Origin of the sequence: Paraburkholderia caffeinilytica, from assembly GCF_046030355.1 — a bacterium.
GTDB classification, from domain to species: domain Bacteria; phylum Pseudomonadota; class Gammaproteobacteria; order Burkholderiales; family Burkholderiaceae; genus Paraburkholderia; species Paraburkholderia caffeinilytica_B.
In genome coordinates this window covers 1-22302 of the sequence record NZ_JAQQCQ010000002.1, presented here as the reverse complement: position 1 = coordinate 22302, position 22302 = coordinate 1, and the positions used below count along the sequence as shown (strand labels likewise).

The following is a 22302-nucleotide window of genomic DNA, read 5'->3' as shown; positions in this document are numbered from 1 at the left end:
GCCCCCACGTCAATCAATACAGCACGATTTGCGTGCAGCGAAACAGCGCCATCGTCTTACCGTTCGGATCGGTGACCGTGGCGTCCCACACCTGCGTGCTGCGGCCCAGATGGACGGCCTTGGCGACCGCGCGGATCGTCCCTTCCGTCGCCGTGCCGAGAAAATTGCTTTTTAGCTCGACGGTCGTGAAATTGCGTGCCGTTTCCGGCAGATGCGCGAGGCATGCGTAGCCGCAGGCGGTGTCGGCGAGGCCGATTACGGTGGCGGCGTGCAAAAAGCCGTTCGGCGCCAGCAATTCGTCGCGCACGGTCAATTCCGCGCTCAGGGTGCCTTGCTCCAGCGCCAGAACATGCACGCCCAGCAAGCCGGGCAGCTTACCCTTCTGACGTTCGTGCAGGCGCTCGATGGAGTATTCCGGACGAAGTTTGCTCATGAGATTCGGGTCCTCGATGGAAAAAACAGCGATGTAAGGCGGTCAATAGCCGTTTGGGGGCTTCGGCCCCGGTGAATTTGTCGATATTATCAACGGCTGGATCGGCGGGTGAACCTGAAACCGGCACGGATCAGGGCACATCTGCGCAAGTCAGAGCAAACTGCGCGGCAAACCGGCTGGCGGCGCCCAGCCTTCTTTCCGGGAGAATTCATGACGGTGATCGTGGTGGCGAATCCGAAGGGCGGCGTGGGCAAAAGCACGCTGTCCACCAATCTGGCTGGCTATTTCGCGTCGCAAGGGGAGTGGATCGCGCTGGCGGACATGGACAAGCAGCAGTCCGCGCACGCGTGGCTGTCGCTGCGGCCCGCGGCGCTGCCGGCCATCGAAACCTGGGAGGTCGATCTCGAAAACCCCGCCAAACCGCCTCGAGGTCTGGAACACGCGGTTATCGACACGCCGGCCGGACTGCACGGCAACCGGCTGAACATCGCGTTGGATCTGGCCGACAAGGTGATCGTGCCGCTGCAGCCGTCAATGTTCGATATTCTCGCCACCCAGGAATTTCTCGAGCGGCTGGCGAAGGAAAAGGCGGTCAGGAAAGGCGCGATCGAGATCGGCGTGGTGGGCATGCGCGTCGACGCGCGCACGCGCTCAGCGGAGCAGTTGCATCGCTTTGTCGAGGGGTTGAAGCTGCCGGTGCTGGGTTATCTGCGCGACACGCAGAATTACGTGCAACTGGCGGCGCACGGCCTGACCTTGTGGGACGTCGCGAAAAGCCGTGTGGAGAAGGATCTGGAGCAGTGGCAGCCGATCATCCAATGGACCAACGGCGCCGGCAAGAAGGCGTGATGTGAATCAGCAGGCGGCGTTGGCCGCCCGCCGCATGCAACCGTGCGGTGAAAGGCCGGTTCAGGTCCAGTTCTGGGTCGGCACGTGATCGCGGCTGCCCTTGATCTTGTTGTTGTCGTCGACGAACACCAGATCCGGTTTCCAGCCTGCCTTCAGTTCCGCTTCGTCGACCACCGCGAACGCCGCGATGATCACCAGATCGCCCAGTTGCGCCCGCCGCGCGGCCGAGCCGTTCAGCGAAATCATGCCGCTGCCGCGTTCGCCCTTGATCGCATACGTCGAGAAACGCTCGCCGTTGTTGATGTTCCAGATGTCGATCCGCTCGTTTTCAACGATGTTCGCGGCTTCCAGCAAGTCCTCGTCGATCGCGCACGAGCCTTCGTAGTGCAGTTCGCAGTGTGTGACCGCGACGCGATGGATTTTCGACTTCAGCATGTTGCGTTGCATGACCAATCCCTTGTGGCTTCTTATGCGCGTTTGCGCAAACTAAGACGGCGTCAGATTTCGAGGTTGTCGATGAGACGGGTGGTGCCGAGCTTGGCGGCAGCCAGCACGACCAACTCCGCGTTCACGTCCTGCGCGCCCGGCGGCAGCAGATTCGAGCGCTTGCGCACCGCGATGTAATCCGGCTGCCAGCCGCGCGCGGCCAAGGCTGCCATCGCCGCCTGTTCGAGTTTTGCGAAGTCGCGGTCACCGGCGAGCACCGCATCGCGTACGCGATTGAGCTCGGCGGCCAGCATCGGCGCCTCGGCGCGTTCGGCCGTTTGCAGAAAGCGGTTGCGCGAGCTGAGCGCCAGGCCGTCGGTGTCACGCACGGTTTCCGCGGCGATGATGTCGGTCGGCAGCGCGAACTGGTGGCACATGCTGCGCACGATCATCAACTGCTGGTAATCCTTCTTGCCGAACACCGCGACGCGCGGCTGCACGCACGACATCAGTTTCATCACCACGGTGCACACACCCTGGAAGAAACCCGGCCGGAATTCGCCTTCGAGGATGTCGCCCAGATCGTGCGGCGGATGCACGCGATACTCCTGCGGCTCCGGGTACAGATCCCGTTCCGTCGGCGCGAACAGCACGTAGACGCCTTCTTTCTGCAGCTTGTCGATGTCGGCTTCAAGGGTGCGCGGGTATTTGTCGAAATCTTCGTTCGGGCCGAACTGCAAGCGGTTGACGAAAATGCTCGCCACCACCGGATCGCCGTGCTGGCGCGCGAGGCGCATCAGCGATAGATGGCCCTCGTGCAGATTGCCCATGGTCGGCACAAAGGCGGTGCGATTCTGGCCGCGCAACTGGTCGCGCAATTCATGGATCGAGCTGATGACTTTCATGATCGGACAGGGATTTCCTCGCGCGGCGCGAGACTCGGTTGGCGCAAAAACTCAGGTTTTCGCGTGGCCCGCGGCCTCACTGGTAATGACAGGTTCGGAGCGCGGGATTGTAGTGGATTTGTTCCGGGGGTGCACCGAAACGAGGCGTCTGCGACAGTGATGGCGCATGCAGATCCCGTTTCGCGGCGTCAGGCCGGCAGATAGGCGAGGCGCACATAAATCGGTGCGAACGGCTCGGCCTGGGTGATTTCGATAAGCGACTCACGGCACAATTCGAGCATGGCGATGAAATTCACCACGACCACCGGCACGCCTTTGCTCGTGTCGAACAGGTCCGAGAACTCCATGAAGCGCGCGTTCTGCAAGCGCCGCAGGATCGTGCTCATATGCTCGCGCACTGACAATTCCTCGCGCGAAATCTTGTGATGCTGAACCAGCTTGGCGCGTTTGATCACGTCGGCCCATGCGGCGCGCAGGTCCTCGCTATCCACATCGGGAAAGCGCGGCGTGATGCTTTGCTCGATATAGACCTCGGCGCGCAGGAAATCGCGGCCAAGCTGCGGCAGATGGTCGATGCGCTGTGCGGCGAGCTTCATCTGCTCGTATTCGAGCAGACGGCGCACCAGTTCGGCGCGCGGATCCTCGGCTTCTTCGCCGCTGTCGGCCTTCTTGACCGGCAACAGCATGCGCGACTTGATCTCGATCAGCATGGCCGCCATCAGCAGATACTCGGACGCGAGTTCGAGATTGGTCTGGCGCAGCTGATCGACATAGCCGAGGTATTGAACCGTGACGTCCGCCATCGGGATGTCGAGCACGTTGAAGTTCTGCTTGCGGATCAGGTAGAGCAACAGATCCAGCGGGCCTTCGAACGTTTCGAGAAACACTTCGAGCGCGTCCGGCGGAATATACAGATCCGTCGGCAGCTTGAAGAGCGGCTCGCCGTACAGGCGTGCGAAAGCGATGCCGTCTACAACGTCGGGCGTCGAATCGGTAGCGGGCGCGGCAAGCGCGGCGTCAGGCGCCGGTGTGGCGCCCTTTGCCTCGTCGGCGTGACTCACGCGCTTAGAAGTTTTGATAGTACGAGTAAGGCGTCTGCTCTACGCGCGAGGCTTTCTGCTCGGCGCGTTCTTCGAGATCGATCGGCTGTTTGTCCCACAGCAGCGACCGGCCACGGCGCTGCTCCGCTTCCAGATTCGGTTTTTGTTGCTTCAGCTGGTTCAGGAACTGGGTGATGTCCGATTGATACATGGCTAGACGTCCGTGGTATGGGGAATGGCGGCTGCCTGGCGGGGATCCCCGCGCGGCATCGCTCCTATTCCATAATTTTACCGCATGCGCCGCGCGGGGGCGAAAAATGGCGGCGTGCATGTTGCCTATAGGGTTCCAGCGCGGTGATCGGACCTTTCTTTCTGCGCGTCGATAGGGGAGTCTGCGGCAATCACGCCGCTGCGGCTGCCCGGATACGGATGCCGGGTTGCGCGGCGGAGCGCGCTGATTTACACACGCCCGGCTTTGCCCGTGCGTTCTTCGACGAGCTTCAGAATGGCTTCGCCGAATGCCTCGGGCCGCCCCTCGAAGAGCCGCTCGGCGGCTTTTTCCTCGATCAGGCGCTGGCGTAAGGTTTCGCGCTCCGCGTGCTGCGTCGCGAGGCGCACGGCGGCGCCGACATACTCGTCCACAGTCGACGTGGTCAGCCACGACGGCAGCCCGGCGCGAGCGAATAATCCGCTGTCGATGTGCTCGAACACTTCAGCGCCGCAGAGGTTGACGCCGGGCAGGCCAAGCGTGAACGAATCGACAATGCCATTCGTATTGCCGAACGGGAACGGGCTGACGAACATGTCCATGGTGTTGAGAATTTGCAGATACCGCGGGTAGGCGGTAGAGCCGTATACCCATGCTTGCGATTCTGGCAGCGCGCCGTGGATCGACTTTCTGACATACGCAATGTCGACACCTTCGCCCCAAGAGGTCATGAAGTGAAAGCGTACGGGAACGCCAGCGGTCTCGATGATCGAGCGGCACGCTTGCAGGAAGACCGGGTTGATCTTCATGGCGCTCGCGGTTACCGCGATGTTGATGTACTCGCCGCGCGGCGGAATGGCCGGCGTGATATCCGACAACAGTTTCGACGGCCTGTACGGTTGCCCATCCTTTGGCAGGCGCAGCAGTTGTTCGCTGAAGCACGCCGGGTCGCCGACAAAGTCGTCTTCCACGCTCACATAGTCCATTTGCGAGCTGTGCATGGTCGCGGGATGGCCGAGCCCGGCGATTTGCAGCGGCGCGAGGCGCACGTTGCTGACGAAAATCGTATGAGAGAACATGCCGACGCTCGGCATATACAGGACGTCTGGCTGATATTCATCGACGAAATCCTGTAGCTGGCGAATGCAGTCGCCGATGTGCTCCGGGTACTCGAACGGAATGAACCGGTCGAAAATAGCGCGCCCCAATTCGTCCACGTGCTGGTCTTCGCCGAACGCCACGACTTCGAAATGTTCACGCGCCGCGAGCATCGTGCGCGAGTGCGTGCGGTAGATCGAATGGCCGCCCGTGAACCATTCGAGCACGACGAGCATCACCGGTTTGCGCCCCGCCTGCTTCTTGCGCGCGGAATCGCGTCCAGGCACGACTTCGCGTTCCAGCAGCCCGAGCGTCTGCAGTTTGTTGCGGACCAGGCGGTTAATGCTGCGTTTGACCGCGTGCCGCTGCGGCAGAAGCGAATAACTACAGTGCATGTACGTAGCACAAACCGCCCAGCCCGGCAGGTCGTCGAGATCGTCGATCGTATCGAGCACTGGCGGCAACCATTCGGCCATGCGTTCGCGCTTCGCATGCGCGGCCGGCGAGATGACGACAGCCGCGCCGAGCATCGAAATGCCGAGACTCGCCGCGAGCACGGGATCGCTTTTTGCCAGCGCGCCGAGATCGATGTCGTATTGCGATTCCGCTGTGTACAGCACGAGTTGCTTCCTGGTCAGGGCATCCACACCCTCCTTGTCATCCGGCGCGGGCGCGTGTTCGAGCAATGCGCGGACGATATGGTCGGTGCTGCCGTAGGACGTCGCGGCAAACAGCATGTTGAGCCAGGGGCGAGCCCAGAACAATTGACCACACTGTTCGTTCGAGAACTGGAACCTGGGGTCCGACAGCAACGTGGTCAACGCGTCGGCGATGCGTTGCAGGGTTTGCTGCGATTGCTCGTCGCGTGGCTCGTTTGGGACAACGCTGGCGAGCCGGTCGTCCGGGAGCGTGCCGCGACGTTGAATCAGCGTGTCGAGCAGAGCGACGGTTTCGGTATGCGCGCCGTCGTAGTCGCAGGACTGGACAAGGGATTCCAAACGATCGAGAGAGAATTCTGTGCTCATGGCTATGGTCGATAATGAACGGCCTGCGTTGTTCTGCATGCTCGGTGTCTTCAATGAGGAAGCGTCTGACAGAACAGGGCCGACGCTGGGCGTGTCGGCTGGGATCGTGGTGATTCGCACCTGAACTTCGCGAAGGCGCTTTCTGTCTGTGTTGCCGACTGATGAACATTGTCAAAGAGTTCGACCAGCCTGCATGTAGGAGGAGTCTTATTTTGAGAAAGCGATTTCCGAAAAGGGCCCAATTTTTTGCGGACAAACCCGCGAAGCAGGCGCGAAAAGTCTACGGAACATTCGGCATGGGAATCGCGTCCAAGGCGGGCGCTTAGGTTGGTGGGCGCCCGATACGGCCCAAATTCCTTGGTTAGCGCGCCTCGTCACGGCATGCGCTATGTCACCGCCTGGGTTGCTCGCGATATTGTTCGACCGATCGCTCCCTGAAAGGCAAACCCCCGCTCCAATGTGGTCAAATAGCGGGCGCCTTGTCCAGCCTTGAGCGCCGGGTGTCAGGCATTCTTAAACAACTGTGTTAAATCTAAGCCGGAGGTCGTGTTTGGCGGGGTGGACAAACGAGCAGTCGCGCAAGCGACGTCAGGAAAGCGCGGTGAAAGCCTGGCATCCAATGCGCGGCGCATCGTTGACGACCGTGCTTTTGCGCGGTTGGCTCGCTTGCGTCTTCGGCGCGCTGCTGCTCGTCACGTGGGATGTCCACGCCGCGAGCCCGAAGGCCTCGTACAAAGTCGACATCGAAGCGACCCCGCGCTCGCTGCGCAAGCTGCTCGAAGCACATCTGGATATCGCGCGATTCGCCAAGCGCGCCGACATCAGCGACGACCAGTTCGAGTTCCTGATTACCGCCACACCCCAGCAAGTGCGCGATCTGGCCGCCACGCAGGGCTACTTCACGCCGGTCGTGCGTACCGACGTCAGAACCATCGACGAAAAAAAACGCGTCACGGTGAGTGTCGATCCGGGGCCGCAAACGCTCATCAGTTCGATTTCACTGTCGTTTCGCGGCCCGGTGCTGACCGAAGACCCGGCTCAGGAAAACGCCGCGCGTTTTGCGTTTTCACTGCACGAAGGCGATCCGTTTTCGCAGGACGGTTGGGACGACGCGAAAAACGCGTCGCTCAAGGCGCTGCAGGCGCGCCGCTATCTGGGCGCGAAGATTGACCACTCCGAGGCGCGTGTCGATCCGCGCACGCATGAGGCGAAGCTGTCGGTTACATACGAAAGCGGCCCGACCTTCACCATGGGCAAGCTCGATGTCTCGGGCACGCGGCGCTACCCGGAGCAGATCGTCGATAACGTGAATCCGATTTCGGTCGGTGATATCTATGACGTGCAGCGCGTCGCCGAACTGCAACGGCAATTGCAGAACACGCCGTACTACGCGAGCGTTGCGATCGACGTGGATAGCGACCCCGCCAAACCGGTCGACACGCCGATGCACGTGAAGGTGTCGGAATATCCGTATAACAATATCCGCAGCGGCGTGGGTTATTCGACGGACAACGGCCCGTTGATCCAGGGCGCCTATTCGTATCTGGACACGTTCGGTAAAGCGTGGCCGTTTACGGTCGAGGGCCGTCTCGACCAGAACCAGCAATACGGGCAGATCCAGCTTTCCATGCCGCCGGGGCCGCGTGCGTGGACCAATAGTGTGCTGGCGTCCTACACCACCACCGACGTTTCCGACACACGCATCTACAGCATCCGCGGCGGCGTGCAGCGGGCCCGCACCTCGCAATTCATCGACTACAGCTATGCGATCCTGTACTACCAGGACCGTCTCGACCAGAACGCCTTTGCGCCGACCACGAGCCGCGCGCTGGTCCCGTCGTGGTCGTGGACTCGCCGTAATACCGACGATCCGCTGTTCCCACGCTCGGGTAATCTGATTCACGTCGAAGCGGGTTTCGCGGTCAAAGGCGTGCTGACCGACCAGACGTTCGCGCGCGGCTACGCACGCGGCCAACAATATCTGCCGATCGGCAAGGAAGACCTCGTGCTGATTCGCGCCGAACTCGGCGGCGTATTCACGAGCGGCAGTTCGAGCGGCATTCCCGCTTCGCTGCTGTTCCGCGCGGGTGGGTCGAATTCGATACGTGGCTACAGCTACCAGAGCATTGGTAATAACGTCGACGGTTCGGTGCTACCCACCAAGTATCTGGTGACGGCGGCGGCCGAGTATCAGCATTGGTTTACCCATGACTGGGGCGCGGCGGCATTCTTCGACGTGGGCACCGCCACCGACACCTGGGGAGAAAAAGTCTTTTATCCAGGTGTCGGCGTGGGGGCGCGCTGGCGCAGCCCGGTCGGCCCGGTCAATGTCGATGTCGCCTACGGGATCCGCAACAGGAGCGTGCGGCCATACCTGACGCTCGGCATCGCCTTCTGATGGAACCTGCTTTCACATGACCCACGCATGACCACGGACGTTTCCGCCCAACCACCCGCGCAGCCGCCCGGCACTCCTCCGCCCGGCCAGCAGCCGCCCGAGGCGCCGCCGGCGAGGCGCCGGCCCGGCCGCTTGCTGCTGAAAACGCTTGCGTGGATGGTGGCCGTGCTGGTGCTGCTGGCTGCGTTGGCCGTCGGCCTGCTGTACGGCGCGCTGACAACCGAGCGGGGCACCGCCTACGCATGGCAGGCAGCGGTCAAATTGCTGGGCGGCAAGCTGACCGGCACGCTGGAGAGCGGCGCGCTGGCGAACGGCGTGCAATTGCGCCAGGTGCGCTGGCGCAGTCTCGACAGTAGCGGCACCGATATCCAGATCGATCGCGTGACGGGCCGGTGGGGGCTCACGCGCAAACCGTGGCGCTTCACGATCGACTATTTGCATGTCGGCACCGTCGATGCCCGGATCGGCGCGTCGTCGTCGAGCAGCAGTGGGCCGATGAAGCTCCCGCAAGACTTACGTTTGCCGCTGCAGCTCGAGATCCGCGACCTCCAGGTCGACCAGTTGCTGTTGCGCGAGGGCGCGTCGACGACGGCGTTTTCGCACTTCGCTTTTCACGGACGCAGCGACGGACGTCACCACGAGGCCGCGATCGAGCGGCTGGACACGCCGTTTGGCGCGGTGACGGCGGCGGCGAAACTCGACGGCGTTCAACCGTTCCCGCTCAGCGGCGATCTCGGCTATTCCGGCAAGGTCAACAACGAGGCGGTGCAGGTGGGCGGCCACGTGAGCGGCTCGCTCGAAAATCTCATCGCCGAACTCGACGCCAGCGGCATGAAGCTCGCCGGCCATGCCCAGGTCGAGGCCACGCCGTTCGGCGACGTGCCGTTGCGGCGCGCCACGCTGACTTTCGACCACATCAATCCCCAGGCATTTGCGCCTGGCGCGCCGCTGGCCGATCTGGCCGTGCGGGCGGAATTGCAGCCGGTGACGCAAGGCGGCGTCAATGCCGATGCGGCCAAAAAAGGCGCCGCGGGTTTTGCCGTCGCCGGGCACGTCTCGATCGTCAACGCCCGGCCCGGTGCGATCGACCAGAACCTGCTGCCATTGGTCGATGCCAATGCGGACGTGCATCTCGACGCGCAGGCGCAGCGCATCTCGAACCTGAACGTGCGGCTCGTGAAGAGCGCCACACTGACCGGCGGCGGCGCGCTGACCGGCAAGCGCGGGCAGTTCGATCTGCAGGTCGCCGGGCTCGACCTGAACGCGCTGGAAGCAACGGTGCGGCCCACGCAGCTCGCTGGTCCCATCGGCATCCGTCTGAACGACGACGTGCAGAGCCTCACGCTCGACCTCGCCGACCCGAAAGCGGCGCTGCGCGCGCAAGGCAAAATCACCTTCGACCCGGCTCGCATGAGCTTCAACGATGTGCGCGTGACCTCGGGCAAAGGCCGCATCGACTTGTCGGGCGCGCTCAAGCACGACGCGAATTCCAGCTACAACCTGAAAGCGCAACTGACCGATTTCGACCCATTGACGCTCACGTCGCAGATGCCATCGCGCACGCCGGTGGCCGCGCCGGCGCCGGCGGCGAGCGATACCAAGGGCAAGGCGGGCGCGCCCGTCAAGCAGGGCGCGGCAGAAGCGGGCAGTACGGCCGGCGCCAAAAGCGCGGCGCCGGGCGACCAGGCCGCCGCCGTGGCGAAGAACACCGCCAAGGCGGTGGTGAAGACCGAGGTGGTCCAGCGCAAAACGCCGCCGCCCAAACGAGGCGCACCGCCGGCCCGCAAGATCGAGGCGCGTGTGAGCGGCACGCTCACCGCGGCCGGCATGCTCGGTCCGGTCTTCACCACCAAGGCCGACTTCAAGCTGGGACCGAGCGTCTACGACGGCCTGCCGCTGACGGGCGGCGGCACCGTCCAGTTGGCCGGCTCGCGGATTCTGCCGAGCCATGCGAATCTGTCGGTGGCGGGCAATCAGGTGGATCTGCAGGGCAGCTTCGGCGGGCGCGGCGACCGGCTGCGCTTCAAGGTCGACGCGCCGCAACTCGAGCGCCTCGGTTTTGGCCTCGCGGGTCTTGTCGCTGCGGATGGCGACGTCACCGGCTCGTTTGCGCACCCGAACATCGTGCTGAACTACAAGGCTGACAGCGTGGTGTTCAGCAGCAACCGCATTGGCCATGCGGAAGGCCACGCGGAACTGCGCGACGGTGCGAACGGCGCGCTGGTTTTCAGCACCGATGCGCGCAATCTCAGCGCCGGTGGTGTTGACCTGACCACGCTCACTGCACGCCTGTCCGGCACGCGCGCGAATCACACGCTCGAGGCCGCGGCCACCGGCAAACTCCAGGATCACCCGCTCGATCTGACGCTCGCCGCCAGCGGCAAGCTGACCGAAGCGCGCGACGGCACCCGCTGGGACGGCACGGTGACACGGCTGCAGAACCGCGGCATACCGGCGCTGAATCTCGAGTCGCCGCTCGCCGTGAGCGAGGGCCCGAGCCGCCTGACGCTCGGCGCCACGCGCCTGACACTCGAAGGAGCGGTGCTAAGCCTGAAATCGTTCGCCTTCGACCACGGAAAGATCCAGTCCGCGGGCAGCTTGACCGATATTTCGCTGGCGCGTCTGCAGGATTTGCGGCGCGAGGTTACAGGTGAGCCACCGGCCGTCAAAACCGATCTGGTGTTCGATGGCGACTGGGATTTCGCGCTCGGCAGCACGGCAACGGGCCACATCCAGCTCAAGCGGCGCAGCGGCGACGTCACCGTCGAAATCGGCCGCGGTCTTGCCTCGCTGGGTCTTTCGGACATGAGCGCGCGCGCCGAATTTACCGGCGGCAACCGGCTGAATGCCACGGTGCACGTTCAGGCGAGCCGGATCGGCGTGATCGATGCCGATGCGCACACCATGCTGGTCATGCGCGACGGTTTCCTGACCGTCAACGAAGAAGGCGCGGTCACCGGCAACGTGAATGCGAATGTGCCTTCGCTGAAAACGACCGGCGGCCTGTTAGGTCCGAGCTACCTGCTCGACGGCCACCTCGCGCTCAAGCTCGCGCTCGGCGGCACGGTGGCCAAACCGAATCTGACCGGCTCCCTGGTTGGCGACGGCCTTTCCGCGACCCTGGTCGACCAGGGCGTGCAGTTGAAAGACGGCGTCGTGCGGATCGCGCTGTCACAGAATCTGGTGGACTTCCAGCAGGTCGAGTTTCATGGGGCGAGCGGCACGTTGAAGGCCACCGGCCGCGTGCGGCTGGACGGCGCGGAACCGGATCTGGCCGCGAGCATCGTCGCGGACAAGCTGGAATTGTTCGCGGCGCCGGACCGCAATCTGTCGCTATCGGGCAGCGTGAGCGTGGCGAATGCCGGCGCGCAGGGCGGCATGGCGATCAATGGCAAATTCGTGGTCGACCACGCGTTGTTCGACATGCCGGAGCAGTCCGCGCCGAAACTGGGCGACGACGTGGTGGTGGTGCGTCCGGATGGCACGGTGGCGGGCGAGCGGCAGCGGCCGGTGGCCGGCACCAACAAGCCGATCGGACCGTTCGCGCCGCGTGCGAATATCGACATCAGCCTTGGCAATAGCTTCCGCTTCCGCGGTCAAGGCGCCGACCTGGGATTGACCGGCACGATCACCGCGATGAGCGCGCCGAACTTGCCGCTGCGCGCGGTCGGGAACGTGCGCGTGACGCCGGGGTCGACCTATACCGCGTTCGGCCGCAAGCTCAACATCGAGAACGGCTTCTTTACGTTCAACGGACCGGTGGCGAATCCCGGCATCAACATTTTGGCGATGCGGCGCAATCAGCAGGTCGAGGCGGGCGTGCAGGTGGTCGGCACGGTGCAGTTCCCGGTGGCGAAGCTGGTGTCCGAGCCGAACGTGCCGGATAACGAAAAACTCTCCTGGCTGCTGTTCGGTCACGGTACGGATCAGGGCAACAACCTCGGTCAGCAAAGCACTATGACGACGGCGCTCGCGCTGCTTGGCAGCGCGAGCGGCAAACGAATCGCGCAGACCTTCGGGCTCGACGAATTTTCTATCGGACGAAGCGAAGTCGGGCTGACCGATCCGCAGGTGGTAATGGTGTCGAAGGCGATCAACGAGTGGCTCGTGCTGGGCTACGAGCAGGGGCTGCAGTCGGCGAGCAATGCGATCAAGGCGACGGTCAACCTGACGCGCTATTGGTCGGTCGCGGCCTATGGCGGCACGTTCGACGGTATCGAGCTGCTGTACACGCGGCGCTTTGACCGGATACGGTGGTGATCGTGGCGGCGCCGGTTAGAGCGGCCTGAGCAGCGTCAGGGCATAAAAAAACGGCACGCCTTTTAAAGCGTGCCGTTTTTGTTGATGCCTGGGGCGTTCGATGCTGCGCGCTTTACTTCACACGCATGCCCGGCTTCGCACCGCTATCCGGTTCGAGCACGTAGAGGCCTGGTTCGGCTTTCTCGTCGGTGGCCGAGGCCGCCAGCACCATGCCTTCGGAGAGGCCGAACTTCATCTTGCGCGGCGCGAGGTTCGCGACCATCACCGTCAGCTTGCCAACCAGCTGCTCAGGTTGATAGGCCGACTTGATGCCCGAGAAAACGTTGCGTGTTTTCTCTTCACCGATGTCGAGCGTGAGTTGCAGCAGCTTGTCCGAGCCTTCCACCGCCTTGCAGTCGACGATCTTCGCGATGCGCAGGTCGACCTTGGCGAAGTCGTCGATCGAGATGACACCGGGTGTTTCCTCCTTGTCGGCTGCTGCTGCTTTTGCTGCCTTCGACTTGGCCTTCGCATCGGCCGGCGCCGCGGCTTCCGGCGTGGCTTGCAGCGAATCGCGATTCGCTGCGATGAGCGCCTCGATCTGCTTCGGATCGACGCGCGTCATCAGATGCTTGTACGCGTTGATCGGGCGCGTGGAGCTCAACGGCACGTTCGCGTCGGCCCACACCAGCGGCTCGATGCCGAGGAAGCCTTCGACTGCTTCAGCCAGCTTCGGCAGCACCGGCTTGAGCGCCAGCGACAGCAGACGGAACGCTTCGATGCTCACGCTGCAGGTTTCGTGCAACGCGACCGCGTTCGCCGGGTCTTTTGCCTGATCCCACGGCTTGGCGGTGTCGACGTACGCATTGACCGCATCGGCCAGTTCCATGGTCTGGCGCAGCGCGCGGTTGTACTCGCGCGCCTCGTAATTCGCGGCGATCTGCGGCACGGCGGCGCGCAGCGAGGCGAGCAGCGGGTGCTGCATCGCGCTGTCCTGCACGCGGCCGTCGAAACGCTTGATCAGGAAACCGGCAGCGCGGCTCGCGATGTTCACGTATTTGCCGACCAGATCGCTGTTCACGCGCGCCTGGAAGTCCTCGAGGTTCAAGTCGAGGTCTTCCATCGTGCTGTTCAGCTTGGCGGCGAAGTAGTAGCGCAGCCATTCCGGATTCAGGCCCGTGTCGATCACGCTTTGCGCGGTGATGAACGTGCCGCGCGACTTCGACATCTTCGCGCCGTCCACCGTCAGGAAACCGTGCGCGAACACGTTGGTCGGCGTACGGTGGCCCGAGAATTCGAGCATGGCCGGCCAGAACAGCGTGTGGAAATACAGAATGTCTTTGCCGATGAAGTGATACTGCTCGGCGGTCGACCCCTTGCGGACCCATGCGTCGAAATCGAGGCCGCGCTTTTCGGCAAGGTTCTTGAAGCTCGCGTAGTAGCCGACCGGCGCGTCCAGCCACACGTAAAAATACTTGCCCGGCGCGCCCGGAATTTCAAAGCCGAAATACGGCGCGTCGCGCGAGATATCCCAGTCGGCGAGCTTGGCTTCACCCGCGTCGCCGAGCCATTCGCGCATCTTGTTGGTGGCTTCCGGCTGCGCCAGACCGCCTACCCAGGCGCGCAGGAAATTCTCGCAGCGCGGGTCGGACAGGCGAAAGAAGTAGTGCGTCGAGGTCTTGCGAATCGGCGTGGCGCCCGAGACGACCGAATACGGATTGATCAGATCGGTCGGCAGATAAGTCGAACCGCATACTTCGCAGCTGTCGCCGTATTGATCCTTCGCACCGCACTTCGGGCATTCGCCTTTAATAAAGCGATCCGGCAGGAACATTTCCTTGACGGGGTCGTAGGCCTGTTCGATGTCGCGCGCTTCGATCAGGCCGGCGTCTTTGAGCGCAAGGTAGACCGATTCGCTCAACACGCGATTCTCGTCGGAATCGGTCGAGTAGTAATTGTCGAACGAAATCCCGAAGCTGTCGAAGTCTCGCTTGTGTTCTTGCCAGACGCGGTCGATCAGCTGCTTCGGCGTCAGACCTTCCTTTTCCGCGCGCAGCATGACCGGTGTGCCGTGCGTGTCGTCGGCGCCCACGTAGTAGACCTCGTGCCCGTGCATTCGCAACGTCCGGACCCAGATGTCCGTCTGGATATATTCGACCAGATGGCCAATATGGATTTGCCCGTTCGCATACGGAAGGGCCGACGTGACGAGAACCTGGCGACGGCCTGACGGCGCGCCTGCGGAGAGATCGGTTGCGGGTGCTGACATAAGGATGGTGGGAGCCTGCGGTGGGACAAAACGTTGATTCTAGCAGGGCAGGCGCCTGGCGCGGATTGGCCGCCTGGCTAGCAGCCGGATGACTGGGTTGTTGCGGGAGCGGACAGGTGTGCCCCTTATCTGCCAAGGGACCACCTTCGGGGGACTTCTTGCGGGGCGAAAAACCGAGCGCCCAAAAAAAACCGGGGCTATTAACCCCGGAGCAACAACGACAAGAGGAGAATGGTGACGCGGCGGCTTCGCCAGCCACGTACCGTAAAGACAGACCGCGGATTTTCGGTAGAGTTCGAAATTTTTTTCGTTCTCGTGCGAGATTTTATTTCCCCCCGCTTTTTACGGCTTGCCGGACGCCGCTAGTCAAACTGGCAAAGGCCGCCGGCTAAACCGGCAAAGGCTGCTGGCAACGGCCGCCGGCAAACACCACTAGCAAAGGCAGGCGGCAAGAGCCGCCTGGCGTCCGGTCGCTTCTCCCTCTGGCTGACCGTTATTGCGTGGCGTGCTGAGCCGTGGCGCGCAGATAGATTTCCACGCGACGGTTTGCGGCACGGCCGGCTTCGGTATTGTTGTCAGCAACCGGCTGATTCTGGCCCATGCCTTGTGCCGACAGGCGTTGCGGCGCAACGCCGCGTTGACCCAGATAACCCGTCACGCTTTGCGCGCGGTTGACCGACAGCGTCTGGTTGTATGCCGGTTGACCCGTGCTATCCGTGTAGCCGATCACCTGGGCGATCAGTTCCGGATTCTGCTGCATGGTCTGCGTCAGTTGATCCAGCACCGGCGCGAAGGACGGCTTGACCGCGTAGCTGTTGGTGTCGAACGTGACCGAGCTCGGGATGTTCAGCTTGAGCGAGCCGTCCGGCTGCTCGGTGATTTGCGTGCCGGTGCCCTTGGTGGCGCCCGACAGCTTGTTGTGAATGGCTTGCCAGTTGTAGCCGGTAATGCCACCCACCGCTGCGCCTGCGCCCGCGCCGATCGCCGCGCCCTTGCCGCCGCCGAAGATCGCACCGATCGCCGCGCCGGTGGCGGCGCCCACGCCCGTGCCGACTGCCGTGTCCGTACCTTGTTGGCTTGCGCAGCCTGCCAGCAACGAACCGGCAACGGCGAAAACCGCCAGGCGAGTCATGATTTTTGCATTCATTTTTTGATTCCTCTTGAGTGAAGCGAGTAAAGCGGGTGGAAGCGATCAATCTACTCGCCGAACGTGACGGCCGTAAAGCGCGTTACTCGACAATATGAGAATCCTGCATCTTCCCTGGTCCCGGTCCGACAGTGGAGAAGGGTCTTCCGGCAAGGCTTGGCGCCAGCCACTACAATGATGACTGAAGTACGCAGTGATGCGACCCCTTGGCGTTCCGCCTGCCCGAAGGGTGCACGGCGTGCCTCGTTTTAGCAATGCTGTATAACAATTTTTTTCAAATTCTGGCGCGTAGCCGAAACTTCGATTCTGCTGCGCCGCAAGTGTTCCCCACGGAGTGTCAATGAGTATCGATCGGGCTTTGGTCGACGCCGCCCTCGCGGCCGTCACTGACCCCAACACGGGCAAGCCCTACGCGGCTGCGAAGAACATCAGGAACGTGGCCGTGGAGAATGACACGGTTAGCCTCGAGGTGGTACTCGGCTATCCGGCCAAACGGCAGTTTGAAGCGATTCGCACACAATTCGCCGGCGCGCTGAAAACCGTTCCCGGCGTGGCAAATGCACGCGTCGAGGTGTCCCAGCACATCGCGGCGCATACCGTGCAGCGCGGCGTCAAACTCTTGCCGAACGTTAAAAATATCGTTGCGGTGGCGTCGGGCAAAGGCGGGGTCGGCAAGAGCACGACCGCCGTGAACCTTGCGCTGGCGCTGGCGAGCGAAGGCGCGTCGGTCGGCATCCTCGATGCGGACATTTATGGCCCCTCGTTGCCGATGATGCTCGGCATTACCGGCCGTCCCGAATCGCCCGACGAAAAGTCGATGAACCCGATGACCGGCCACGGCTTGCAGGCCAACTCGATCGGCTTTCTGATCGAGCAGGACAACCCGATGGTGTGGCGCGGTCCAATGGCCACCTCGGCGCTCGAACAACTGCTGCGGCAGACCAACTGGCAAGATCTCGACTACCTGATCGTCGACATGCCGCCGGGCACCGGCGACATTCAACTGACCTTGTCGCAGCGCGTGCCGGTGACGGGCGCCGTGATCGTCACGACGCCGCAGGATATCGCGCTGCTCGACGCGAAGAAGGGCCTCAAGATGTTCGAGAAGGTCGGCATTCCGATTCTCGGCATCGTCGAGAACATGGGTATGCATATCTGCTCGAATTGCGGCCACGAAGAGCACATCTTCGGCGCGGGCGGCGGCGAGCGGATGGGCAAGGAATATGGCGTCGACGTGCTCGGCAGCTTGCCGCTCGACATCGCCATCCGCGAGCAGGCCGACTCCGGCAAACCCACCGTCGTGGCGGATCCCGAAGGGCGTATCTCGGAGATCTACCGGTCGATCGCGCGCAAGGTTGCGATCCATATCGCCGAGCGGGCCCGCGACATGACCTCGAAGTTTCCCAGCATCGTTGTCCAGAACACCTGAGTAGCCGTTCGGACAAGGGGTTAAAGTGGGGTCAAGGCGCTAATTTGCGCCGGGTCTCGCGGTATCATGTCGACTTCACAAGTTCGGCTCGGCGGCCGCAGGGGCGGCCGCCAGGCCGGCAAGAGGATCGCATGGGAAAACGAATCGACGGGCAGGCGGTGCATGCGTTCATCGTCCTAGCTGCCAGCAGTGTGCTGTTATGCGGCTGTAGCACGTTCCTGAGACCACAGGAAAAGCGTGCCGACGCGCAGTTGCTGCCCACCGTGGGTAATCAGGCGCGCGGCCTCGTCACGTTCATCGAGCGTTCAGACGGCGTGCAGGTCACCTACAATCTCGCTGGCTTGCCGCCGGATAGCGACCACGCATTGCAGGTGCATGAGCGCGGCGACTGTAATGCCGCCGACGGCTCCAGTGCCGGCCCGGTGTTCTCACCGGCAGCCGAACGTCTGAAAGCCGGCGCCCGGGTCGAAGGCGATCTTGGCAATATCCACGCGGACGCGAACGGCGTGGCCACCGGCTTCATCGTTGCACCGGATGTGTCGCTCGACGGTATCCGCTCGGTGTTGCAACGCGCGGTCCTGTTGCATCACGACGCGACCGACCCTTACGCGTATCCGCAGCATGGCGCAGGCCCTGCGCTCGCATGCGGGTTGATTCGCCAGTGAGGGCAGTGAGTAATGGCCCACGCGCCGCGTGTGCCATCTGCGTGCGAGGCGGCGCACGCTTGATCGCCTCGCAACGGTTTCTGGATGTGTACCGGGCCGCTCTTAAGCCATACCTGCCGCAGCCTTTTCCTGATCGCGTAAAATAAGCGCCTTCCGGTTGGGGCACCCAGCCCGGAGCGCATAGCCGGGGCGCCCGGCTCGGGAGACCCGCCCGGCGGCGCATTCCAACGGCATGCCGCCCAGGCCGTTACCCGATCGTTATCCAACCCGTTGCCCGGAACTCACGCCGGGTTGTTACCCGTCACACACCTGTCACTCAAGTCGAGCAGCGTTCACCTATGACTATCAAATCCGACAAGTGGATCCGGCGCATGGCCGAGTCGCACAACATGATCGAGCCGTTTGCGCCAGATCAGGTCCGCGTTTCCGAAGACGGCCGGAAGATTGTCAGCTACGGCACCTCGAGCTACGGCTACGACATCCGCTGCGCCGACGAATTCAAGATCTTTACCAACATCAACTCGACCATCGTCGATCCGAAGAATTTCGACGAGAAATCGTTTGTCGACTTCAAGGGCGATGTCTGCATCATCCCGCCGAATTCGTTCGCGCTGGCCCGCACGGTCGAGTATTTCCGCATTCCGCGCAGCGTTCTGACCGTGTGTCTGGGCAAATCCACGTATGCGCGTTGCGGGATCATTGTCAACGTGACGCCGTTCGAGCCGGAATGGGAAGGGCACGTGACGCTCGAATTCTCGAATACGACACCTTTGCCTGCGAAAATCTACGCGAACGAAGGCGTCGCCCAGGTGCTGTTTTTCGAAAGCGACGAAATTTGTGAAACGTCGTACGCGGATCGCGGCGGCAAATATCAAGGTCAGCACGGCGTCACGTTGCCCAAGACGTGACGTTGGCAGCGCACTGACCCATCAGCTATTCGGGTGACCGCTGCTTAGTCAAATGCAGCGGTCGTTCTTTTTGGAGAATCGTCCATGAAGTTTCGTTTTCCCGTCGTCATCATCGACGAAGATTTTCGCTCCGAGAATATCTCGGGTTCCGGCATCCGGGCTTTGGCCGAAGCTATCGAGAAAGAAGGCGCGGAAGTGCTCGGGCTGACGAGCTACGGCGACCTGACTTCCTTCGCGCAGCAGTCGAGCCGCGCATCGTGCTTCATCCTGTCGATCGACGACGACGAGTTGCTGCCGTACGTCGACAACGTCGTGGTGGAAGGCGAGACGCCGGAGCTGGCGGCCGCGATCATCGCGCTGCGCGCGTTCGTGACCGAAGTGCGCCGCCGCAACGCCGACATTCCGATCTTCCTGTACGGCGAAACGCGCACCTCGCGCCACCTGCCGAACGACATCCTGCGCGAACTGCACGGCTTCATCCACATGTTCGAGGACACGCCGGAGTTCGTCGCGCGCCACATCATCCGCGAGACCAAGGTGTACCTGGATTCGCTCGCGCCGCCGTTCTTCAAGGAACTGGTGCAGTACGCGGACGAAGGCTCCTATTCATGGCATTGCCCGGGGCACTCGGGCGGCGTCGCGTTCCTGAAGAGCCCGCTTGGCCAGATGTTCCACCAGTTCTTCGGCGAGAACATGCTGCGCGCCGACGTGTGCAATGCCGTCGACGAACTCGGCCAGTTGCTCGATCACACCGGCCCGATTGCCGCGTCCGAACGCAATGCGGCGCGCATCTTCAGCGCCGACCACGTGTTCTTCGTGACCAACGGCACGTCCACCTCGAACAAGATTGTCTGGCACGGCACCGTGGCGCCGGGCGACATCGTGCTGGTGGACCGCAATTGCCACAAGTCGATCCTGCACGCGATCACGATGACGGGCGCGATTCCGGTGTTCCTCACGCCGACGCGCAATAACTTCGGCATCATCGGCCCGATTCCGCGCAGCGAATTCGAGCCGGAAAACATCCGCAAGAAGATCATGGCGAATCCGTTCGCCCGCGAAGCGATGGCGAAGAATCCGGATCTGAAGCCGCGCATTCTGACTATCACGCAGAGCACCTATGACGGCGTGATCTACAACGTCGAGATGATCAAGGAAATGCTCGGCGACTGGCTCGATACGCTGCACTTCGACGAAGCGTGGCTGCCGCACGCCGAGTTCCACGAGTTCTACCAGGACATGCATGCGATCGGTGCGGGGCGTCCGCGCATCGGCGCGATGGTGTTCGCCACACACTCCACGCACAAGCTGCTGGCCGGCATTTCGCAGGCTTCGCAGATCGTCGTGCAGGATTCGAAGAATAGCCGCTTCGACAAGCATCGCTTCAATGAAGCGTATCTGATGCATACGTCCACCAGCCCGCAGTACGCGATCATCGCTTCGTGCGACGTGGCCGCGGCAATGATGGAAGCGCCCGGCGGCACTGCGCTCGTCGAAGAGTCGATCGCGGAAGCTCTGGATTTCCGCCGCGCGATGCGCAAGGTCGACGACGAATACGGCGACGACTGGTTCTTCAAGGTGTGGGGTCCGGAAACATTCGCGGAAGAGGGCATCGGTTCGCGCGAAGACTGGATGTTGCGCCCGGACGATGCATGGCACGGCTTCGGCCCGCTCGCCGATGGTTTCAACATGCTGGACCCGATCAAGGCGACCATCGTCACACCGGGGCTGGACATGGACGGCGGCTTCGGCGAGTCCGGCATTCCGGCTGCGATCGTCACGAAGTATCTGGCCGAGCACGGCATCATCGTCGAGAAGACCGGCCTGTATTCGTTCTTCATCATGTTCACGATCGGCATTACCAAGGGCCGCTGGAACTCGATGGTGACCGAGTTGCAGCAGTTCAAGGACGACTACGACAACAACCAGCCGCTGTGGCGCGTACTGCCCGAGTTCGTCTCGCATCATCCGATGTACGAGCGTGTCGGTCTGCGTGATTTGTGCGAGCAGATCCATAGCGTGTACCGCGCGAACGACATTGCGCGTCTGACGACCGAGATGTACCTGTCGAGCATGGAACCGGCGATGAAGCCGTCGGATGCGTTCGCCAAGCTCGCGCACCGCGAGATCGACCGGGTACCGATCGACGAACTCGAAGGCCGTGTCACGTCGATCCTGTTGACGCCGTATCCGCCGGGCATTCCGCTGCTGATTCCGGGCGAGCGCTTCAACAAGACCATCGTCAACTACCTGCGTTTCGCGCGCGAGTTCAACGAGCGCTTCCCGGGTTTCCACACGGATATCCACGGGCTTGTCGGCGAAACCATCAACGGGCGCATCGAATATTTTGTCGACTGCGTGCGCGCCTGACGATGTGGGTGGTGACGTCTTTGCTGGGCGCTGACGGCTGGCGGCGCGCGGTTGGCGCGCTGGCCTCGCCATCGACATTGGCCAGGTCGGCCAAGATGACGAAGGCCGCTAAGTTGGCTAAGTCGGTGACGGCGACGATCCCGGCGGTGATATTCGGCGCGGCGCTTGCGGTGATGCTCGGTGTGGCGCCCATGGCGGCGCATGCCGAAGTCGCCGCCGCCGACCCGATTGACGCGTCGATGCGCACCTGTCTTGCGCGCAGTGATATGTCGTCGACAGCGGGGCAGGTGCAGTGCATGGACAACGCGCGAATCGGCTGGAAGGCTGCGTTGGACGGCGCGTGGCAGCAGCTTCAGGCGAAGTTGCCGGCGGCGCAACGTAAACCGTGGGAAAAGAGCCAGGCAAGCTGGCAGGCCTCGCGCGATGCCGAGAAGCCGTTGCTGGCGGCCGTGTTCGCGACGACGCGTGGCTCGATGTATGTGCTGGCCGAAGCCGATATGCAATTGCAGCCGGTGCGGGATCGCGCGCTTGCGTTGCGCAGTGCCTTGGCGAAGGTGAGCGCCGGTGGCGGAGAGCCGCCGCGCCGGCCGCGCGCTTGCACTGCGGATGCGCAATGCGAACACGCGATGTTTGATCTGAACCGCTACTACCGTCGCTTGCAGTCGAAGATGCCGGCGCGCTCGCGTTCGACGCTTGCGCGTGCACAAAAGGCCTGGACCGCGTATCTCAATGCTGCTACGCCGGTGATTGATGAAGGTAGCCGTGTCGATATTATCGGTGCGAGGGTGGCGACGCTTAAGCGATTGTCGGAAACGGTTGGGAATGATTGAGTTGTTTGTCTGTATGCCTGCGGCGTTGGCCTTTCCTTGTTTTCTTATTGGTCTATTAGCGTC

At 62.6% G+C, this 22302-nt stretch carries 17 protein-coding genes; 9 read left to right on the top strand and 8 right to left on the bottom strand.

Annotated features, from left to right (window positions below; genetic code table 11):
* Positions 1–13 precede the first annotated feature (13 nt).
* The gene (locus PQQ95_RS02470; protein WP_408434589.1) at positions 14–433 is read right to left on the bottom strand and encodes a PaaI family thioesterase; all 420 of its coding nucleotides are present in this window, start codon (positions 431–433) and stop codon (positions 14–16) included.
* A gap of 210 nt (positions 434–643) precedes the next feature.
* Between PQQ95_RS02470 and PQQ95_RS02465 the strand changes: the two genes are divergently transcribed.
* Positions 644–1282 carry a ParA family protein gene (locus tag PQQ95_RS02465; RefSeq protein ID WP_408434586.1) on the top strand — a complete coding sequence of 213 codons (639 nt, stop codon included), beginning with the start codon at positions 644–646 and terminating at the stop codon, positions 1280–1282.
* Between the two features lie 60 nt (positions 1283–1342).
* Here the strand turns inward: PQQ95_RS02465 and panD are convergent, their stop codons facing one another.
* The 5 genes from panD to PQQ95_RS02440 all read right to left on the bottom strand — a co-directional run bounded on the left by panD (position 1343) and on the right by PQQ95_RS02440 (position 5984).
* Positions 1343–1729, bottom strand: a complete 387-nt coding sequence (gene panD / locus PQQ95_RS02460) for an aspartate 1-decarboxylase (protein WP_012432059.1) — start codon at positions 1727–1729, stop codon at positions 1343–1345.
* A gap of 50 nt (positions 1730–1779) precedes the next feature.
* Complete coding sequence (panC, locus tag PQQ95_RS02455) at positions 1780–2613, bottom strand: pantoate--beta-alanine ligase (protein ID WP_408434583.1); 834 nt, start codon at positions 2611–2613, stop codon at positions 1780–1782.
* A gap of 188 nt (positions 2614–2801) precedes the next feature.
* Positions 2802–3674 (bottom strand): segregation and condensation protein A, encoded by an 873-nt coding sequence (locus tag PQQ95_RS02450; protein WP_408434580.1) that lies wholly within the window; start codon positions 3672–3674, stop codon positions 2802–2804.
* Between the two features lie 4 nt (positions 3675–3678).
* Positions 3679–3864, bottom strand: coding sequence for a DUF3460 family protein (locus PQQ95_RS02445; RefSeq protein WP_054035105.1), 186 nt, complete (start codon positions 3862–3864; stop codon positions 3679–3681).
* Between the two features lie 248 nt (positions 3865–4112).
* Positions 4113–5984, bottom strand: a complete 1872-nt coding sequence (locus PQQ95_RS02440; RefSeq protein WP_408434578.1) for an adhesin — start codon at positions 5982–5984, stop codon at positions 4113–4115.
* On the opposite strand from PQQ95_RS02440, the gene PQQ95_RS02435 reads away from it, so the two are divergent.
* The 3 genes from PQQ95_RS02435 to PQQ95_RS02425 all read left to right on the top strand — a co-directional run bounded on the left by PQQ95_RS02435 (position 5983) and on the right by PQQ95_RS02425 (position 12642).
* Complete coding sequence (locus PQQ95_RS02435) at positions 5983–6108, top strand: hypothetical protein (RefSeq protein ID WP_408434575.1); 126 nt, start codon at positions 5983–5985, stop codon at positions 6106–6108. The genes PQQ95_RS02440 and PQQ95_RS02435 overlap by 2 nt on opposite strands.
* A 495-nt stretch (positions 6109–6603) precedes the next feature.
* Complete coding sequence (locus tag PQQ95_RS02430; protein WP_408435305.1) at positions 6604–8382, top strand: autotransporter assembly complex protein TamA; 1779 nt, start codon at positions 6604–6606, stop codon at positions 8380–8382.
* Positions 8383–8409: 27 nt separating this feature from the next.
* Positions 8410–12642, top strand: coding sequence for a translocation/assembly module TamB domain-containing protein (locus tag PQQ95_RS02425; protein WP_408434572.1), 4233 nt, complete (start codon positions 8410–8412; stop codon positions 12640–12642).
* 112 nt (positions 12643–12754) lie between these two features.
* Here PQQ95_RS02425 and metG read toward each other — a convergent pair whose 3' ends face one another.
* Positions 12755–14890, bottom strand: coding sequence for a methionine--tRNA ligase (metG, locus tag PQQ95_RS02420; RefSeq protein ID WP_408434569.1), 2136 nt, complete (start codon positions 14888–14890; stop codon positions 12755–12757).
* Between the two features lie 493 nt (positions 14891–15383).
* Positions 15384–16037, bottom strand: coding sequence for a YiaD family glycine zipper/OmpA-like lipoprotein (locus PQQ95_RS02415; RefSeq protein WP_054035104.1), 654 nt, complete (start codon positions 16035–16037; stop codon positions 15384–15386).
* Between the two features lie 340 nt (positions 16038–16377).
* Here PQQ95_RS02415 and apbC point away from each other — a divergent pair, with 340 nt between their 5' ends.
* The 5 genes from apbC (at position 16378) to PQQ95_RS02390 (ending at position 22239) form a co-directional block, all read left to right on the top strand.
* Complete coding sequence (gene apbC, locus PQQ95_RS02410; RefSeq protein WP_408434566.1) at positions 16378–17466, top strand: iron-sulfur cluster carrier protein ApbC; 1089 nt, start codon at positions 16378–16380, stop codon at positions 17464–17466.
* Between the two features lie 131 nt (positions 17467–17597).
* Positions 17598–18131: a superoxide dismutase family protein gene (locus PQQ95_RS02405; protein ID WP_097391661.1), complete on the top strand. Its 534-nt coding sequence runs from the start codon at positions 17598–17600 to the stop codon at positions 18129–18131.
* A gap of 338 nt (positions 18132–18469) precedes the next feature.
* Positions 18470–19039 (top strand): dCTP deaminase, encoded by a 570-nt coding sequence (gene dcd, locus PQQ95_RS02400; protein WP_028200499.1) that lies wholly within the window; start codon positions 18470–18472, stop codon positions 19037–19039.
* An 84-nt stretch (positions 19040–19123) separates the two neighbouring features.
* Positions 19124–21409 (top strand): Orn/Lys/Arg family decarboxylase, encoded by a 2286-nt coding sequence (locus tag PQQ95_RS02395; protein ID WP_408434563.1) that lies wholly within the window; start codon positions 19124–19126, stop codon positions 21407–21409.
* 173 nt (positions 21410–21582) lie between these two features.
* A complete protein-coding gene (locus PQQ95_RS02390; protein WP_408435303.1) occupies positions 21583–22239 on the top strand; it encodes a lysozyme inhibitor LprI family protein in 657 nt (218 codons plus the stop codon).
* Positions 22240–22302 lie beyond the last annotated feature (63 nt).

What these genes read in the sequence shown, in the direction of transcription:
- panC (WP_408434583.1), bottom strand. Translation starts at nt 2,613, where the DNA reads ATGAAAGTCATCAGCTCGATCCATGAATTGCGCGACCAGTTGCGCGGC.
- PQQ95_RS02465 (WP_408434586.1), top strand. Translation starts at nt 644, where the DNA reads ATGACGGTGATCGTGGTGGCGAATCCGAAGGGCGGCGTGGGCAAAAGC.
- PQQ95_RS02430 (WP_408435305.1), top strand. Translation starts at nt 6,604, where the DNA reads ATGCGCGGCGCATCGTTGACGACCGTGCTTTTGCGCGGTTGGCTCGCT.
- apbC (WP_408434566.1), top strand. Translation starts at nt 16,378, where the DNA reads ATGAGTATCGATCGGGCTTTGGTCGACGCCGCCCTCGCGGCCGTCACT.
- PQQ95_RS02425 (WP_408434572.1), top strand. Translation starts at nt 8,410, where the DNA reads ATGACCACGGACGTTTCCGCCCAACCACCCGCGCAGCCGCCCGGCACT.
- PQQ95_RS02435 (WP_408434575.1), top strand. Translation starts at nt 5,983, where the DNA reads ATGGCTATGGTCGATAATGAACGGCCTGCGTTGTTCTGCATGCTCGGT.
- PQQ95_RS02395 (WP_408434563.1), top strand. Translation starts at nt 19,124, where the DNA reads ATGAAGTTTCGTTTTCCCGTCGTCATCATCGACGAAGATTTTCGCTCC.
- PQQ95_RS02445 (WP_054035105.1), bottom strand. Translation starts at nt 3,864, where the DNA reads ATGTATCAATCGGACATCACCCAGTTCCTGAACCAGCTGAAGCAACAA.
- PQQ95_RS02440 (WP_408434578.1), bottom strand. Translation starts at nt 5,984, where the DNA reads ATGAGCACAGAATTCTCTCTCGATCGTTTGGAATCCCTTGTCCAGTCC.
- PQQ95_RS02470 (WP_408434589.1), bottom strand. Translation starts at nt 433, where the DNA reads ATGAGCAAACTTCGTCCGGAATACTCCATCGAGCGCCTGCACGAACGT.
- PQQ95_RS02405 (WP_097391661.1), top strand. Translation starts at nt 17,598, where the DNA reads ATGGGAAAACGAATCGACGGGCAGGCGGTGCATGCGTTCATCGTCCTA.
- metG (WP_408434569.1), bottom strand. Translation starts at nt 14,890, where the DNA reads ATGTCAGCACCCGCAACCGATCTCTCCGCAGGCGCGCCGTCAGGCCGT.
- dcd (WP_028200499.1), top strand. Translation starts at nt 18,470, where the DNA reads ATGACTATCAAATCCGACAAGTGGATCCGGCGCATGGCCGAGTCGCAC.
- PQQ95_RS02415 (WP_054035104.1), bottom strand. Translation starts at nt 16,037, where the DNA reads ATGAATGCAAAAATCATGACTCGCCTGGCGGTTTTCGCCGTTGCCGGT.
- panD (WP_012432059.1), bottom strand. Translation starts at nt 1,729, where the DNA reads ATGCAACGCAACATGCTGAAGTCGAAAATCCATCGCGTCGCGGTCACA.
- PQQ95_RS02390 (WP_408435303.1), top strand. Translation starts at nt 21,583, where the DNA reads ATGCTCGGTGTGGCGCCCATGGCGGCGCATGCCGAAGTCGCCGCCGCC.